Raw genomic sequence first — 15,939 nt, 5'->3', positions numbered from 1 at the left:
CTCGGCGATCTGGCCAGGTCACAACACCGGAGTCGTCGCATGACCTCGTCGTGGTCCGCGATCGACGTGAACGCTCACACGCTGTTACCGTCCTGCTGGCTCATCCATCGGAGGACGGCGGGGTGCGCGTCGGCTGCCAAGGCCGTCGGGAGGTGCGTCATGACGCTGGCATCGGGTCGAGCATTGTTGCTGTTGATGGCCGGGTGCGCCTCGGCGTGCGGCGCGCCTGGACCGCAGGCGGCGGGCAATGGTCCTGCCGGGCGCCCTGCGGAGCGCGCGCTCCGGCCGAGCGGCGCCGCGCCGGTCGAGCTCGGGCGGATCGTGAGCAGGGCGCGGGCGAGCTTTCGATCCACGCGACAAGGGCTCTCCGCCGAGGGCGCCGGCCACCGGATCGACGTCGTGGGCGGCGCGGCGCGGATCCGCGCGAAGCCCTCGGCGAGGGCGGCACGCAGGGGGCGGGCGAGGCAGCTCCAGGCCCTCGCCGGGGCGCGCACCGCCGCCGAGCTGACGGCGCGCCGCCGCGCGCTCCGCGGGCCTCTCGTCGAGGGCGCGCCCGGGGAGCTCCAGGCAGGGAGCGCGCTCACGCTGACGACGCGATCGATCGCCCGCGCCGGCCACGAGTGCGTGAACGGCGAGGGCCGCGTGCGCATGGCGGCGGACGGCGGCGCGGAGCGCGCGTTCGAGACCTGCAGCGAGCTGTGGAAGAACCACGAGGCGAACGCCGAGCAGGCGTTCCGGTTCCCCGAGCGGCCCGGGGGGCGCGGCGATCTCGTCGTGCGCGTGAGCGCCCGGCTCGGCGCCGCGGACACTGCGCCTTCGGTCGCGAGCGACGCCCGCGGCCTCGTCCTCGGCGCCGCGCCGGGGCAGCGGTTCGTGTACGGCCACGGCACGTGGATCGACGCGTCGGGCCGCCGCGTGCCGGTGCCCGCCCGCTGGGCGGACGGCCACATCGAGCTGCGCGTGCCCGCCTCGGTCGTCGAGGAGAGCGGCTATCCGGCGCTGCTCGATCCGGAGGTGGGCCCGGAGATCGGGACGGAGCCGCCCGTGCCCGTCCAGCAAGACGTCGGGTTCGATCCGGAGATAGCGACCGACGGGACGAGCTACGTCGTTGTCTTCGAGGATCTGTCGCGCATCCGCGCCGTCCGCGTCGGCGCGCGCGGGGACGTGCTCGATCTCGACTGGCTGGATCTGGGCGAGGAGTCCGCCGGTCAGTACCTGCCCAGCGTGGCATACGGCGGAGGCCGCTACCTCGTCACCTGGAGCCAGTACGGCGACGACGCCCGGATCACCATCCGCGGCCGCGTGATGCGACCCGACGGCACGCTCGAAGGGCCGGGGAGCTTCGCTATCTCGACGTCGGACGAGGGCGTGTATCCCTCGGTCGAGTGGAACGGGGAGCGCTTCGTGACCGCCTGGCTCAGCCTCGCCGACGATGGGGCCGACGACGTCCGCGCGACCCTCGTCGACCCGAGCGGAAGCGCCGTTCCCGGCGCCGAGCGCGCCCTCTCCACGAGCGGCCGCGCGTCGCGCCCGGCGGTCGGCGCCGGGGCGGACGTCTCCGTCGTGGCCTGGGACGAGGACGTCACCGGCGGCGGCGCGCGGGCCATCCGTGCGACGCGGGTGGCCAGCGATGGGACAGCGCTCGACGCCGGCGGCGTTCCGATCTCGGAGGACCGGGGCAATGCGCAGCTGGTCGCGCTCGCGTCCGGCGGGGCGAGCTTCCTGGCCACGTGGGTACGGGACGATCCCACGAGCGCGATCCGGGGCGCGGTGCTGCGCGCGGACGGCACGATCGCGGCAAGGGACTTCCCGATCTCGCGGCCGAGCCCCGGCACCGGGGTCCCCGCCGCGGCGTTCGACGGCAGCAGCTATCTCGTGGCCTGGGCCGACGAGCGGGACGGTCGCTCGATGTACGGGGCCCGCGTCTCGGCGGAAGGCGTCGTGCTGGGAGATGACGTGAGGCTCGCGGACGGGTCGCCTCGCTCCATCTTGGATTCGGATCGGAGCTCGCTCGCGTGGAACGGCTCGCGCTTCCTGCTCGCGTTCCAGGGCCAGGGCATCGAGGGCAGCCTGATCGGCCCCGATCTCGCGCTGGCCGCGGGCCGGCTCGGGCTCAGCCCCCTGCCGAACAGGCAGGGCGCCCCGCGCGTGGCCTGGACCGGCGAGAGCTACCTCGTCGCCTGGACCGACGAGCCGGACCCGGAAGGGGAGCGGATGACCGCGCGCGCGGTGCGCGTGAGCGCGGCCGGCGAGGTCGTCGATCCGGTCGGGATCGAGCTCGCGAGCAGCGCCTTCGCGATCGATCTGGCCTCGAACGGCGGCGGCGCGTCGGTGCTCACCTGGAGCGCGCTCGGCGCCGGCGGAGATCACCTGCGGCGGGTGTCGGGCGACGGCGCGCTCGGGGAGAGCGTCGCCGTCTCGTCGCTCCACCTGTCGGCGACGCCGTCGGTCGCGAGCAACGGCGACGGATATCTCGTGACCTTCGTGGAGAGGACCGCGGAGGAGCCCTTCGTGTACACCGCGTCGGGCCGCCTGCTCGGCGCTTCGGGGAGCGCTGGCCCGGTGTTCCCCATCGTGCCCTCGGTCGGGCCGGAGTCGCACGCGATGCCGCTCCGCGCCGGGCGGGACTACCTGGTGGCCTACGTGAAGGCGGGCCTGCATCTCGTCCCCGTGAGCCGCACGGGAGGCGTCGGGGAGGGCTTCCTGCTGTCGAGCGCATCGGCCGCCATCGCCGGGGCGACGGACGGCACGGACACGCTCGTTGTCTGGACGGAGTCCGCAGGTAGCTGGCCGGAGGGCAGTGAGGGGCCGGTGCACGGTCGAATCTACGGCACGGGCGGCTGGCGGGGCGAAGCATTCCTGATCTCGCCGAGGAGCGCTGGTCATGCGGCGGCCGTGGCCTGGGAGGGCGCGAGCTACCAGGTTGTGTGGGAAGAGGCGGAGACGCACCGGCTCCGGATCCGCGCGGTGGCCCCCGATGGAACGCCGGGCATGGAGGCGCTGCTGGTGGATGACGCGTGCAATGCGCCGATGCTGGCCCGCGGCGAGGATGGCCGGTTCCTGCTGAGCTATGACAAGCTCGGCCCTGCTGCGCGCACGCGGCGCGTCGTCTCGCGGCTGCTCAGCTGGGAGCCCTCACCCGGGCTGGCCGCAGGCGGCGGCGCGGGTGGAAGCGGCGGCGCAGGGCCTGGTACGGATGGAGGCGGCAGCGTGGAGCCCGGCGCGGGCGGAAATGGCGGTACGGAGCCGGGCGGGGGCGGGAGCGGCGGTGCGGAGCCGGGCGCGGGCGGCCAAGCAGGGAATGGCGGGGGCGGCGGCACCTCCGGCGTTGCCGCCGGCAGCAGCAGAAATGACGGAACCGACGACACCAGCAACGACGCACGATGCAGCGCTCACGGCGCTGGCAGCAGGTCCGCATACATCGGGCTCACCGTTGCCCTGTTCGGTCTCGCCCTCATTGCACGACGGGCGGCATCCACCCAGGGGGACAGCTACGGATCCACCCAAGTCCACACGACCGAGAAGAGGCACACGTAGATTGTCGCCTGGCCCATCGACACCCCGTCCATGTCCACATCCGGCACCACCTCGTTCCCGAGCTCCGGCGGGATCGGCTGGTAGCCGGGGTACGTGGCCTCGATCTCCCCAGCGATCTCGCGCGCCACCGGCTCCTCCTGGGGGATGCCGGGGAGGTGGATCCCGTAGTATGGCCCGAGCAGGGACACGTGGAAGCTGAGCGCCGCATCATCGGTGAGCCAGATGCGGGCCGAGTACGCCGGTTCGACCCACCCCGCCAACAGGCTGAGCGACTCGTTCTGAAGGCTGCATCGCTCCCCCAGCCTGTCGATCATGACCTTCCACCTTGGGTACTCCGCTTGCCCTCGTCTTGCGGCTTCCACCAGGCGGCGGCGCTCCTCCGTGTCCTCGTAGACGATCTCGTCGGGGGGCACATGGATGCGCGTGATTTTATGCACACCGCGCGGGTAGAAGCGGTAAACAACGTCGAGGAGCTCGGAGCGAGTTATCATCATGGACTGGTCACCTTGGCGCCGAGTCGCTTGTACTTGGACTTGAACGCAGCGTCCGCCTTGTCAGCAAAACTTTTGCAAAAGATACCTTGCGGCAGGTGGTAGTCCATGCCGTTTGCGACCTCCTCCATGATCTCCTCGCTGAGACTGGACGCACGATCTGGATCGATTGGTCCATAAATCTCAGTCCGGATCGGCATGCCGATGGTAAGAGGGCAGGACCACTGCTTGATCTCATGCGGGATAGTGAGTCTCCGGAAAGTCAGGTTAATCCTGGATTCTTGCCACCCTCCGCCTTTCCCCGTGCCATCGTCCGTGACGATGGTAACAAACGGAAAGTCCGATGGATCGAAATCTACGTATACCCATGGGGCCATTCCAGGCGGCGGACACTTCGAACTGCACGCATCGCTACAGCTCAAGAAGGTCGCTCCGTCTCCCGCTATGTCGCCGAATCCGGGGCACGGGTCTGGCGGGCTCGTCGGGCCAGCTGTCGGGCTCTCCGCGCTGTCGCTGTCGCTCGTCCTCTCCTCTTCGTCTTCAAGGTCCGACTCGTTGCACGCGATCTTGCGCTCGCCGCCGCCCTGCGGGTCGGCCCCGAAGTCACCGGATGCGGCGGAGGTGAAGACTGGGCGGGGCTCCGAGCCTGGACCGGCACCTGCACCCGAAGTTCTTTCCCCCACAGGATAGCAGTCGCCGAACGTCCAGTTGCACGCCGTCAGCGCCCAAACCGCGATGGCCAAGATCAATAAGAGAACTTTTCTCGCATTCATTTCTCACTCCATCGAAGCACAGGACCAGCAACAACGACGACGGACACATAGCCCGGGAGCACCAGGCTGCCCCGACCGACCCAATCCACATTGACGCTCGCCGACACCCCCAGCGGTCCAGCGACGTACGCGTTGGTCTGCGCGTGGCCGCCTACGGCCAAGCCACCGACGCGGCCGCACAAGGTGACACCGCACGCCGGCATGAGGTAAAATGCGACAGACCGCCCCGCGCTGACGTTGCCGTCCTTCCACGCGTACCCGACGTCCACCGAGGTCTGGTTGTAGATCCCGAGCCCGTCCTCCTGGATCGGGGGTAGGATCGTGCAGAGGTCGTGCACCGTGAACAGGATGTCTCGCTGGATGGGCCAAGATATGCCCGCGTGCGGCCCCACCGCGAGGCGCGGAACGGTACCGGCCTGGAGCCACCCGAGGCTCACACCAGCGCTCAGCTCGGAGGCCTCTCCTTGCGTCGGTACGACGACGAGCAGCGGAATGACCAGGATCGCCCATGGGATCCGCCGCCTCCTTGTGCCCATCGTCCCCTTCCCGTCTTCCGCAACTCGTGAGCAACGTGCCGACGCGGGGCATTCTTCTGATCACAGGATCGGCGTCAAACGGAATCTAGGCGAGCACACTGCACTGGCCAGGGGTCGTACGTATGCGTTCTGTAGACCCCATCCTCGCGTGGTGCGCGCCGTCGCCGTAGATTCGCGGCGCGATGCGAGAGCAAGAGCGGCCTGCGAGGAAGGGTGGCTGGACCCAGCAGCGAGCGGAGGAAGCGGCGGTCGACGCCGAGGTCGCCGCCCGCGTGCACGTCGCCCGCAAGCGCGCCGCGGCGAAGCCACGTGCCACCGATGCCTCGGCCGAGTCGTCGACAAGGCGCCGGAAGCCACGCGTCGACCGCGCGAGCATCGACGAGGCGTCGCCAGCGCGCCAAAGCCGGCGAGCGGCGCGCCCGGCGGGCGGCAAGGTGGCGTCCGTGCCCGCCACATCGGACGGCGACGCTGAGCTGCGATCAGCTGGGCGCCGCGGCCGGCGCCCGGGGCCACGGACTGGCCGCGAGCCGCTGCCGAGCGTCGGCGTTCTCGAGGGTCTGCTTCCAGGACTTGGGAGCGAGCTCGATGATCCGCTCAGGCGGCCAGGTGGGCAGCAGGATCAGCACGTCGCGCAAGTAGGCCCAGGGCTCGATACCGTGCAGCGCACAGGAGGCGATGAGCGACACGATGGTGGCGTTCCACTCGGCACCGTCCTTGCTGCCCACGAAGATCCAGTTCTTCCTGCCCACGGCCTCACGGCGGAGCTCAAGCTCGCTCCGGTTGTTGTCCAGGCGGAGCCGACCATCCTCGAGGAAGCGATTGAGCGCGGTCCATTGGTTGAGCGCATAGCCGATGGCGCCAGCGATGGGGCTCCTCGGCAGGACGAGCAGGTCCTCTGTCTCAAGCCACACGCGGAAGGCCACGAGCACGGGCTCGGCATCCGTTCGGCGCTGCTCGGTTCGACGGCTCGGAGGCAGCTCCTTCGTCGCCTTGTCGATCGCGTAGAGCTTGCGAATGAAGCCGATGGCTACCGTCGCGCGCTCCCGGTCGGAGGTCATCGCCTCGAAGAACTTCCGCCGGCAATGCGCCCAGCAACCGACCTCGGTCACCTGCTCGGTGCGGAAGAGCTGCTCGTAGACATTCGAGGCGTCGGCCTGGACATAGCCCTTGTAGCCGCGAAGGAACTCCTTCGGGCCATCCTGGTTGTGGTGCGGCGTGAATCGGAACAGGACGTGCTCTCGGTCCGCCACCAAGACCCAGAAGTGGCCCCGCCGGCACTTGTCCTTTGCTTGCACGAGCACGCCGGTGGCATCGATGGCGATACAGTGCGCGTTCAGGGCGTCCTTGGCCATCGCCCCGACAAGGATCGCGAGCTTGTTGGCGCACGATTCGACCCAGCCGCACAGCGTCGAGCGCGAGAGGTGAAGGCCCCAGCGCTCGAACATCTTCTCCAGCCGGTGAAGCGGCAAGTGATCCGCGTACTTGCTCACCAGCACGTGCGCGAGCAAACCCGGACCGGCGAGGCTGCGCGGAACAGGGCTGTCGGGGACGTCGGCGATCGTGATGCCTTGCTCGGGCTCACCTTTGACCGCGAACTTCGGCCTCACGATCTGCAGCCGCACGAAGCTCGCGGGCCGCCACTCGAGCGTCTCCGATACCTCCTCGCCGATGCGGACAAGCGCGGTTGCGCGCTCGTCCTGCGCCTCCGGCGGCAACAGCTCGATCCGCTCGACCGGCAGATGCTCGGGCAGGCGTTGCCGCCCGTGCGGGCGGGCTTGACGCCCCTTGTCCCCGCTTCCGGAGGAGCCGTTCGGCGCCGCGCCATCGCGCCCGTCTGGCGAGCCGGTCGCGCCCGCGTCCGGCTGCGCACCGGCGCCCGCGAGCATCTGCAAGATCGCGTCGAAGGCGAGCTGCATCTGCGCTGGGTCGACGTGCTCGGCCTTCTGGCCGAAGATGTGCCGGCGAAACCGCTCCAGCTCGATGCTGGCGAGCTCGTAGAGCTTGCGGTACTCGTCCCGCTCGTGGGCAGCGCGTGCGAGCTTGTCCTTGAGCTCGCGAATCTGCTCTTCGACCGGCTTGCTCACGGCGCTGTAAGTACTCGTGAGCTCCTGCTTTTTGAAGGGGCTTGTTGAGGAAAATTTCCGCCGCTCGATGCAATGCAACCGTGGGTGCTACCCGGGAGCGTGCGAAGCTGTCAGGTGGGATCAGAGCGCCGGAGGCGATGCGGTCTCGGCGAACGGGACCGCTCTCCGCAACTTCGAAGGCGCAAGGGCGATGCCTTCAAGGATCTTCGCGAGCTCGGCGGCGTCGATGATGACGCTCGTGGCTCCCGGAGTGACGGCACGCGGGGCTCGGAATGCCCCGCGCTCAAGCCTTTTGTAAAGTAGACAGTACCCGCTGCGGTCCCACCAAAGGGCCTTGCAGCGGTCGGCCGCCCGGTTGAAAAAGAGGAACAGGGCTCCGGAGAGCGGGTCCTGTCGCAGCACCTCGCGCACGACGGCAGCGAGACCATCGAACGAGCGCCGCAGATCGAGCGGCTCGGTGGCAACGTAGATCGAGACGCGGCCAGGGATCATCGCGCCCCCCCGAGCGCACGAACAACGCGCGCCAGCGTAACCTCGTCGAACGACGGCGGGACGCGGACGACCGCGCCGTCGGGCAGGACGACCTCAAGCGGTGCGCCCGAGGAGAGCGCCGTCGCCTCCGGGGAGGCTACCACCACCGGGAGGAATGAAGGCAGCTTCGCCGCGTCTGGGCGCTGCCGGCACTCGCTCCGCTTCATCCCCAGTCGGCGGCTCCAGGAGTAGAGCGTCCCGGCGTTGACGCCCTCCTGCTCCGCGAACACGCGGGCTGAGTGCCCGCTCTTGTGCCAGCGCGTCACTCGATCGCGCCAGGTGCTTCTGCTTTCGTCCATCGACACCTCCGGCGCAGGGTTTTACGCAGCGTTTGGGCCTCAGGACAGCATGCAGGTCGCCGAACGGATACGGTCGTACCGTCCAGAGCGCGCGCCAGCGAGCAGCTACCCGTGCGGCGCCAGCGCGTGTCGACGTGCTGGCGCCAGCTGCCTGGCCGCGCCACCGCGGGTGCGCGCGACCGGCCACGCGCCCCGCGCTGCACGATGTCGGCTGCAAGCCCGACCCAGCGCGGCACCGTGCCCAGGCAGCGGTGACCGCGCGCCGTGACGGCCACACGCGTGGCACCACGCGACGTCGGTCGCGCGGCCACGCTGCCCGCGAGCGCGGCGCCTGGCGATGGCCTGCACTGTCAACGATGACGACGCGCTAGCGCTCACGCGCCTGGAGCCGCACCACGTTGCTCGCGCGTCTGCGCCGCCCGCGAGCGCCACGCATCGCGGCGGCATTGGCGGGGAGCCACGAGACCGGCTACGGATGGCCCGATGGGGCTCCGCAGGCACCGCAGCCTGGATGGTCCCGCAGCCCTCGCCACGGCTCGAGGGCGTCGCCGCTGTTGCCCCGGCCGGCGGGTCTCTCGGCGTCGTCGAGTTGCCGAGCCGCGACTACGCCGATCACCTCGCGCAGGCGATGCAGATCGCCCAAGAGCGCCATCACCTCCATCACACCGCACGCGGTACACCGGCGAGCGGGGCCGGAGAACGGACGGATCAAGAGCTCGACCATACCGCTGCGCAGCCGCGGTCTTCGGTCGACGGCGCCCGCGCGACAAGGGCGGGCCGCGCCGCGCGCCTCACGATCTGCAGTGCCGCGACCACGCGCGGCTTGGACGCCCGCGTTCAGCGAGCGACGGCCCGGCCCGAAGCGCTTGACCACGCGGACATCGATGGCCTCAAACTCGCCGGCGTCCACCTCGATCCCCGCGCGCGGAGCGGTCGCGGACCTCGACCCTGCGGCCTGTCTGCTCGAGCGCCATGCAGCGCGCCGTCGGCGGCCCCGCGCACCTGCGGCCGCTCCGGAGCGAGAAACGCAGCCTTCCTGTCTGCTCCGGCGCCATGTACGACGCCAGCGCGATCGCGCGCGCTCGCCGGCGTCCTCCTCGACGCCCGCGGCCGCTCCGCGGTCAACCAGGGGCCGCAGCGCCGAGCACGCACTCGAGGAGCTCGGCGGCGACGGCCACGAGCTCACGCGGCGCTTCTACCTGGAGAACAAGCGAGGGCGCTCAACACGTCGCAAGAAGGGGAAAATCCGGGCGTTTCGCGCGGTGGTCGCGACCGCTCGCGACCACCGCCGCCGTTTCGGGCCCCTGCCGCCGTTTCGGTAACAAGAGCGTCGCTCCGGTGGAACCGGGATGGAAGGCGGTCGACCCATCCCTGGCAGCGCCGTTGCGCAGGCGGTTACGCGGCGGGAGTGTTCGTCGACCAACCGGTTGGCGAACAGCACTCGCCTAGAATTCCTGTGCTCCTCACACGTTAGTTCTTGACTTTGCCGAACGCTCCTAGAACGCGCGCCAGCGTCCAACGTCGACCCGCGGCGCTCTGCCTCGAGGGCCTCGACGCCGCGGCCGCCCAACCTGGCTCGGGCGCCATGCACGCCGCGCAGGCGACGGGCGCCACGCCGGCCCGGCGCAAAGCGCCGAGCTGCGCGCGAAGCCATCACCGCTGCCGCTCCCAAGTGACGTCGGTGACGACCCCAAGCTCGCCAGCGTCCGCCTCGGCCCTGTGACGCTCCGCGCGCGGATCTCGACGCCGCGCCCGCTCCGCCTCCTCGACGCGCCGAGCGCGCGCCGCGATTGACCAGGTGGACCTCGATGCCCAGGTCACGGCGCCCTACTGCGGCCAGACCTCGATGCCGACGAAGAGGACCTGGCCCATCGCCTGATCGTCGACCTTCACCGGGTAGACGCGGCGAGCGTGCAGCGCCTCGACCAGGTGGCCGTAGTTGATCACGAAGTTGCCGATCGCATCGGGATACGCGAGGTCCCGATCGAGGATCTGCCCGCTGATGTGGACCGCCGGCGAGAGCGGGACTCGGTCCCACACCGCACCGTCCCACATGGGGGTGCAGGTGTCGCGCTGCCCTTGCCGATCGAGCGGCCGCTGACCCCACGGCTGCCCGCCGACGAAGAGATCGGCGACGCCGTAGGGCTCCGGGGCCTCCACGCCGGAGTTCGCGAGCCGTCCAACGAACATCGCCACGTTCGTCGCGATGGCGACAGGGTGGCCGCTGCGCATCATCGACCCGAGCTTGCTGAGCTGTTCCTGCGGAACCGAGCCCACGCCGTCCCAGACCCGCCCATCGCTCTTGCTTGGGGAGATCACGGCGTCCCTGATGATGACCTGTACGAAGGCGGGCAACGGCTGTGGCGGTGGAAAGCGGACCCGTGGCCGGCGCGGGCGACTATGGGAACAGCCCAGCGCGACCGCAATCGCCAACGCGATCGCCCCAAGATGACGCATCCCCATCGGGGCCAGCGTACCGAAGTGCCGCGGCTGACAAAGCGGAAACCTCTATGACCGCGGCCCCTCGGGCGGGCCGGAGAGGTCTGCTCCGGGGCCATGTAGCGCGACGCCGACGACAGCCCCGTGCTCGCCGACGCCATCCTCGACCCCGCGCCCGCTCTGCCCTAGATCAGGTAGACGTCAGCGGTCGAGCTCGTGCTTGAGGAGTTCGACGCCGCGGCCACGCTCGATGCCCTCGTCTGCTGCTCGAACGCGACGCCTACCGGATAAGGTGACGGAAAGACTTCTTTCCGTTGCTCGATGGCCTCGTCTGCTTGCTCGGGCACGACGCTGGCGATGGCCCCGCGTTCGCCGGCGCCCTCCTCGACCACCCGCGGCCGCTCCATCCGGGACCAGGACGCCAGCGGCAGCCGAGCTCTTCCTCAACCCCGCGGCCGCGCTCGATGGCGCGTCTGCTGCTGGGACGCGACGCCGGCGACGGCCCCGCGCTCGTCGGCGTCCACCTCAACCCGCCGCTGTGTTCCTCGACGCCGCGACGGCGGTACCTGCTCGGGCGCCATGTACGGAGCGCTGATGACAGCGCCGCGCTCGCGCCCAGGGGCCGCGCCGCCCTCTGGGGCTCGACGCCAGCGTCCTCAACGCCGATCGCGCCACGCTCGCGCTCCTGGAGCTCGACGCCGCGCCGCCGCCGAGAGCCTGCGCGTTGTTTCACTGGTTGCGTGGAGAGAGCTCGCCCGAGCTCGTCATCACCGCTCCGGCCACGAGGCTGCACATGGCAGACCCGCTTGAGGCCGAGTGGGGACGGTTCCCGCTACAGGAGGCAATCAGGCATTGCGCGCTCAGTAAACAGAGCGCTGTTGCTCTAGGTAAGGACGAGCTTGGCACGGTCAGCGTCGAGGTCGACATGGACGAGCTCGGGATCGCGTTGGCATCGATGTCAGCCAGAGGAGGGCGGGAAGGAGCAGGCGGGGAGCAGAGACGCGCGAGCTACAGCGAGAGCGCGGCGGAAGCGCACCCCTGCTCCCCGCGGCGTATCGCCATGCGTGGGCGACGCCGGGGCGGAGCCAGCGGCGAGCTACTCGGGGTCAGAGCATGTCGGTGCGCTCGAGGAGCACGCCCGCGGCGACGATGGCGATCACAGCGACCGGTATCGCGATCATCAGCGCGGCCGGGCCGAGCCATGCCGAGATGGCGTCGTTCCAGAGCAGCGACGCGAGCACGATCGCGTCCCTGAGCCCCTCGCGCGCCTCGAACGCGTCAGGCCGGTAAATGAGCGCTGCCGTCGGCATCAGCAGCGCGATCCACGCGCCCGACGCGACCAGGAGCGCGTGGAAGCCGTCTCGCATCCGCACGAAGAGCGGCAGGAGCGCCGAGAGCAGCGCGATGGCGAGCGCGACGAGGAAGAGGCCGCCGCCGAGCGCGCCCGCCACGCTGATCATGTCGCTCGCCTCGATGTACGGCGCGACGGCGAGCGCGGTGCCGGCCGCGACCACCACGCCCGCCCCGGCACCGGCGAGCAGCGAGGGCGCTGTACGCGCGGCGAGCAGAACGCGGGCGCGGATCGGCTTGACGAGCAGCAGTTCGAGTCGATGCTCCTCTCGCGCCGTGACGGTCGTGTCGACGAGGCCCGCCAGGGCGACGAAGTACGCGACGAAATAGGTGGCGAGGAGATCGTTGATGAGAAGCACGGAGGCCATCCCCTCGATGTGGAAGGCCTGCTCGAGGAAGCGGATGACCTGCGCCGGCACGCGGACGAGCAGCGCGTGGCTGCCGAGCACCACGAGCACGCCGGCGATCGCCGCGACGAGCGCGGTGCGGCGCGGGGCGTGGCGCGCTTCGAGCGCGAAGTAGCCGCGGAGCGAGCCCGCGGCGGGGGCGGTCGTCGAGGTCATGCTTCCATCCTCCGGACGCCCGCGGCGCCCACCGCGATGGTGAGGGCCGTGAGCGCGGTGAGCGCGAGCATCGGGGGGCCCAGCACGGCGGGGCCGAGGTCGTCGAGGCTCCCGAGGCCGAGCGCGCCGAGGGTGATCGGGTTCGCGAGGGTGAGGCCTCGCCAGGCGGGCTGATAGAAGCCGATGAGCGAGAGGCCCACGAGGCCCCCGAGCGTGGCGAACCCGATCAGCGCCGAGGCGCCCCGGTGCCTCACCCACGCGGCGATGGCGGCGCAGAGCGCGGTCGCGAAGAGCGCCGCGAAGGCGTGGAGCGACATCGCGCCGAGGAAGGGGCCGGGGCGGAAGCCGGGGACGCGCGCCGTGAAGTAGACGGCGCCGGCGAGCTGGGTCGCGACGTGCAGGGTCACCATCACCGCGCACGCGCTCAGCGCGCGGAGCACGAAGTAACGAGGGATCGAGAGCGGCTTGCTGGCGAGGAGCGGCAGCACGCCGGTGTCGCGCTCGCGGAGCACGACGCCGCTGGCAAGCACCACGGGAAGGAACGCAATCACCTTGTTCATCGTCAGGTCGATCCACACGTACATGAAGATCTGGAACGGCGCGGCGTCGCCGAACCAGGCGGCGATCGCGGCGCGCACGTGTTCGGGCGGCCGCGCGAGCACGACGGGGATCGCGATCAGGGCGTAGGCGAGCATCGCGACACAGAGCCAGGTCTTCCGCTCGCGGAGCGTCGTGAGGTAGTCGAGCCAGAGGAGGCGGGTCACGCGGCCTCTCGGCGCACGAGCGCGAGGTAGAGATCGTCCATGGTGCGCGCGCCGTGCGCCTCCTTGAGGCGCTCGATCTCGTCGCAGGCGACGAGGCGCGAGCGGTGTATCACCGCGACCCGCTCGCAGAGGGCCTCGACGTCGGACAGAATGTGCGACGAGAACACGATGGTGACGCCGCGCTCGCGCGCGAGTGCGCGGAGCGTCTCGAGGAGCTCGTGGCGGCCGAGGGGATCGAGGCCCGAGGTCGGCTCGTCGAGCAGGAGCACCGCGGGCTCATTGATCAGCGCCTGGGCGATGCCGACCTTCTGGGCCATGCCGGTGGAGAAGCCGCGCAGAGGGCGGTCGGCCTCGCGCTCGAGCCCGAACTGGCGCAGGAGGGCGTCGACGCGCGCGGCCGCGACGCCGCGGGGCAGCGCGAACATCGCGGCGATGTAGTGGAGAAAGCCGCGCGCGGTCATGTCGGGGGGCAGCGCGTACGACGCGGGCAGGTAACCGGCGTGCCGTCGGACCTCGAGCGTCTCGTGAACGACGTCGCGCCCGAGCACGCGCGCGGAGCCTGCGGTCGGCCGGGTCAGGCCGAGGAGCATGCGCAACGTCGTGGTCTTGCCGGCGCCGTTATGCCCCATGAAGCCGAAGATCTCGCCGACCGCGACCGTGAAGCTCACGCCGTCGACGGCGGTGACCTCCCCGAAGCTCTTGCTGAGCGCATACACCTCGATCGCATGGTTCATTGTTTCTCCATTTCCTGTTTGAGGATCTGCTGCACCACGCAGCGGCCGCGCTGAGCTGAGCGCTAGAAGCACGCGCAAGGCAGGGGGCACGCGCTTGCCCAGCAGGGCCAGCACGCCCACCGCGAACGCGATGTCGGTTGCCACCGGGACGCCCCAGCCATGCCGCGACGTAAGCGATGAATTGAGGGACAGGTACAGAGGCGCGGGCGCGATCATGCCGCCCAGCGCCGCGGCGACGGGCAGCGTTTCGCGCTTGAGATCCGAGAGCTCCCCCGCATGGCTCTCTCGCCGGATCTCCAGACCGACGACGAAGAAGAAGATCGTCATCAGCCCCTCGTTGATCCAGAAGTGGACGGGCTGCGTGAACACCAGCGAGCCGGCGCCGTGCGTGCTCGGGACGTCCCAGAGGTGCTCGTAGGCATGGCCCCACGGCGAGTTCGCCCACCTGAGGGCGGCGACGGATGCGATCAGCAGGACGACCCCGCTGGCCGCCTCGACATGCATGAAGCGCTCGAGCGGGCCGAGGACGCGTTCGGCGAGCTGGCGCGCGGGAGCCCGGGTTCCAGGAGCGAGCGGAGAAGGCGATGGACTCAACGGACCCCCAAGCGGTGAACGACGTCACGCGTAGGGGGAAGGCGGCCCGACCATCCCTAGAAGACCTGCCGCAGCGTCCTGCTGCCGCGGCACCCGCACGGAAGAATACGCATCCATGCTACCGAAGCCAGCCCTAACTGACTCGCCGAGCCCGGTGCCTGGATCGACCTGGCCCCCGTGCCTTCTCCGGCTTGGTGGCTCGACTTGAGGAGCAGTGTGGATTGTGAGCTGGCTGTGGCACATCGTCGGGTCGGAGAGGTCATCAAGGATGCCAGACGCCGTCGATCGCGCTGCGGTGACTGCTTTTCTCGTCGCACGGCACGGCCCTGCGCTCAGCGACTCGGACGTCGAAATACGTCCCCTCGAAGGCGGGCTCTGCGCTGCCGTCGCGCTAGTCACTGCGCGCGCCGAGTTCCTCCTCGTTGAGCTGCGGCTGCGGGGCGGTGAACGACCGCAGCCCCGAGCGCATGACGCGCCTCGTTCTCGCTGCTATGTGAGGTTCGTGAGCGGCCCGGTGCAGTGCTCCGGGGTGCCGAACGTGGTCCGGGTGTCGCCGAACAGGTTCAAGATCGACACGAGCAGGTTGCTGTGCGGGAGGTTCTTGTGCCGGAGCCAGCGCCCCGTGCGCAGACCTCCGCCGCCGCCGGCCAGGAGGAACGGCATGTTCGTCTTCTTGTGGCTCGGCGGATCCGAGATCTCGGAGCCGAAGAAGACGACGCTCTCGTCGAGCAGCGAGTGTCCGCCCATGTCGACCTTCTCCATCTCCTGCAGGAGATAGAGGTGTTGCTTCGAATAGCAGGTACAGATCATCTCGCACTCGGCCGCCCTGAAGCCGCCGTCGTGCTGGTAGTAATGGTGGTGCTCGCTCAGGTTCAGCCAGGGGAAGGTGTGCTTCGCCTCGGTGTCGCTCCACTGAAGGGTGCCGACCGCCGTGATGTCGCAGGCGAGCGCCATCACCAGCATGTCCGTCATGAGCTTGCCGACCTTGGGGATCGCCGCGTCGGTCGACGTGTCCTTGATCGAGCCGTTGTCGGCGGAGTTGCGCCCCGTGCGCGGGTTGTAGTCGGACGTGTCGACCTTCGCCGGCGCCTGGCAGGCGCCCATCGCGGTCGACGCCTTGCTGAGGCGCTTCCTGTCGGCCGCAATTTTTCTCGCGGTGAGCGTTCACATTGAATGGGTAGCTTCGCGAAGCCACGGTCACGGGATTGGATTGGACTCCAGATCCGTGATGTGCTTCATCGCGT

General features: G+C 70.0%; 12 protein-coding genes and 1 pseudogene. 1 reads left to right on the top strand and 12 read right to left on the bottom strand.

Annotated elements, in window-relative coordinates:
• The first annotated feature begins 159 nt into the window (after positions 1–159).
• Entirely contained in the window at positions 160–3,537 is a 3,378-nt protein-coding gene (locus WMF45_RS05870) for a hypothetical protein (protein WP_437715962.1), read from the top strand.
• On the opposite strand, the gene WMF45_RS05865 is transcribed toward WMF45_RS05870, so the two are convergent.
• The 12 genes and pseudogenes from WMF45_RS05865 to WMF45_RS05810 all read right to left on the bottom strand — a co-directional run.
• Entirely contained in the window at positions 3,492–4,031 is a 540-nt protein-coding gene (locus tag WMF45_RS05865; RefSeq protein WP_437715961.1) for a hypothetical protein, read from the bottom strand. The two genes, WMF45_RS05870 and WMF45_RS05865, sit on opposite strands and share 46 nt — an antisense overlap.
• On the bottom strand, positions 4,028–4,801 hold the full coding sequence (locus WMF45_RS05860) for a hypothetical protein (protein WP_437715960.1): 774 nt from the start codon (positions 4,799–4,801) through the stop codon (positions 4,028–4,030). The genes WMF45_RS05865 and WMF45_RS05860 overlap by 4 nt, the downstream gene beginning before the upstream one ends.
• Complete coding sequence (locus WMF45_RS05855; protein WP_437715959.1) at positions 4,798–5,337, bottom strand: hypothetical protein; 540 nt, start codon at positions 5,335–5,337, stop codon at positions 4,798–4,800. The genes WMF45_RS05860 and WMF45_RS05855 overlap by 4 nt, the downstream gene beginning before the upstream one ends.
• A gap of 479 nt (positions 5,338–5,816) precedes the next feature.
• Positions 5,817–7,499, bottom strand: coding sequence for an IS66 family transposase (tnpC, locus tag WMF45_RS05850; protein ID WP_437709625.1), 1,683 nt, complete (start codon positions 7,497–7,499; stop codon positions 5,817–5,819).
• Positions 7,500–7,541: 42 nt separating this feature from the next.
• Complete coding sequence (tnpB, locus tag WMF45_RS05845) at positions 7,542–7,913, bottom strand: IS66 family insertion sequence element accessory protein TnpB (protein ID WP_437709627.1); 372 nt, start codon at positions 7,911–7,913, stop codon at positions 7,542–7,544.
• Complete coding sequence (gene tnpA / locus WMF45_RS05840) at positions 7,910–8,251, bottom strand: IS66 family insertion sequence element accessory protein TnpA (protein ID WP_437709629.1); 342 nt, start codon at positions 8,249–8,251, stop codon at positions 7,910–7,912. The genes tnpB and tnpA overlap by 4 nt, the downstream gene beginning before the upstream one ends.
• 1,827 nt (positions 8,252–10,078) lie before the next feature.
• Complete coding sequence (locus WMF45_RS05835) at positions 10,079–10,570, bottom strand: hypothetical protein (RefSeq protein ID WP_437715958.1); 492 nt, start codon at positions 10,568–10,570, stop codon at positions 10,079–10,081.
• A 305-nt stretch (positions 10,571–10,875) separates the two neighbouring features.
• Complete coding sequence (locus tag WMF45_RS05830) at positions 10,876–11,097, bottom strand: hypothetical protein (RefSeq protein ID WP_437715957.1); 222 nt, start codon at positions 11,095–11,097, stop codon at positions 10,876–10,878.
• Between the two features lie 699 nt (positions 11,098–11,796).
• A complete protein-coding gene (locus tag WMF45_RS05825; protein ID WP_437715956.1) occupies positions 11,797–12,603 on the bottom strand; it encodes a hypothetical protein in 807 nt (268 codons plus the stop codon).
• On the bottom strand, positions 12,600–13,367 hold the full coding sequence (locus tag WMF45_RS05820; protein ID WP_437715955.1) for a hypothetical protein: 768 nt from the start codon (positions 13,365–13,367) through the stop codon (positions 12,600–12,602). Before WMF45_RS05820 ends, WMF45_RS05825 begins: the two co-directional genes overlap by 4 nt.
• On the bottom strand, positions 13,364–14,605 hold the full coding sequence (locus tag WMF45_RS05815; RefSeq protein WP_437715954.1) for a Na+/H+ antiporter NhaA: 1,242 nt from the start codon (positions 14,603–14,605) through the stop codon (positions 13,364–13,366). The genes WMF45_RS05820 and WMF45_RS05815 overlap by 4 nt, the downstream gene beginning before the upstream one ends.
• A gap of 579 nt (positions 14,606–15,184) precedes the next feature.
• Positions 15,185–15,802, bottom strand: a pseudogene (locus WMF45_RS05810) (DUF1552 domain-containing protein); the annotation flags it as partial.
• Between the last annotated feature and the right edge of the window lie 137 nt (positions 15,803–15,939).

This window comes from Sorangium sp. So ce448, from assembly GCF_051520915.1.
Classification (GTDB): domain Bacteria; phylum Myxococcota_A; class Polyangia; order Polyangiales; family Polyangiaceae; genus Sorangium; species Sorangium cellulosum_B.
The sequence above is the reverse complement of the archived record's forward strand: the minus strand, read 5'-3'. Positions and strand labels throughout refer to the sequence as shown.

Coding starts and splice junctions, on each gene's coding strand:
- WMF45_RS05870 (WP_437715962.1), top strand. CDS start 160: ATGACGCTGGCATCGGGTCGAGCATTGTTGCTGTTGATGGCCGGGTGC.
- WMF45_RS05865 (WP_437715961.1), bottom strand. CDS start 4,031: ATGATGATAACTCGCTCCGAGCTCCTCGACGTTGTTTACCGCTTCTAC.
- WMF45_RS05860 (WP_437715960.1), bottom strand. CDS start 4,801: ATGAATGCGAGAAAAGTTCTCTTATTGATCTTGGCCATCGCGGTTTGG.
- WMF45_RS05855 (WP_437715959.1), bottom strand. CDS start 5,337: ATGGGCACAAGGAGGCGGCGGATCCCATGGGCGATCCTGGTCATTCCG.
- tnpB (WP_437709627.1), bottom strand. CDS start 7,913: ATGATCCCTGGCCGCGTCTCGATCTACGTTGCCACCGAGCCGCTCGAT.
- tnpA (WP_437709629.1), bottom strand. CDS start 8,251: ATGGACGAAAGCAGAAGCACCTGGCGCGATCGAGTGACGCGCTGGCAC.
- WMF45_RS05830 (WP_437715957.1), bottom strand. CDS start 11,097: ATGGAGCGGCCGCGGGTGGTCGAGGAGGGCGCCGGCGAACGCGGGGCC.
- WMF45_RS05825 (WP_437715956.1), bottom strand. CDS start 12,603: ATGACCTCGACGACCGCCCCCGCCGCGGGCTCGCTCCGCGGCTACTTC.
- WMF45_RS05815 (WP_437715954.1), bottom strand. CDS start 14,605: ATGCATGTCGAGGCGGCCAGCGGGGTCGTCCTGCTGATCGCATCCGTC.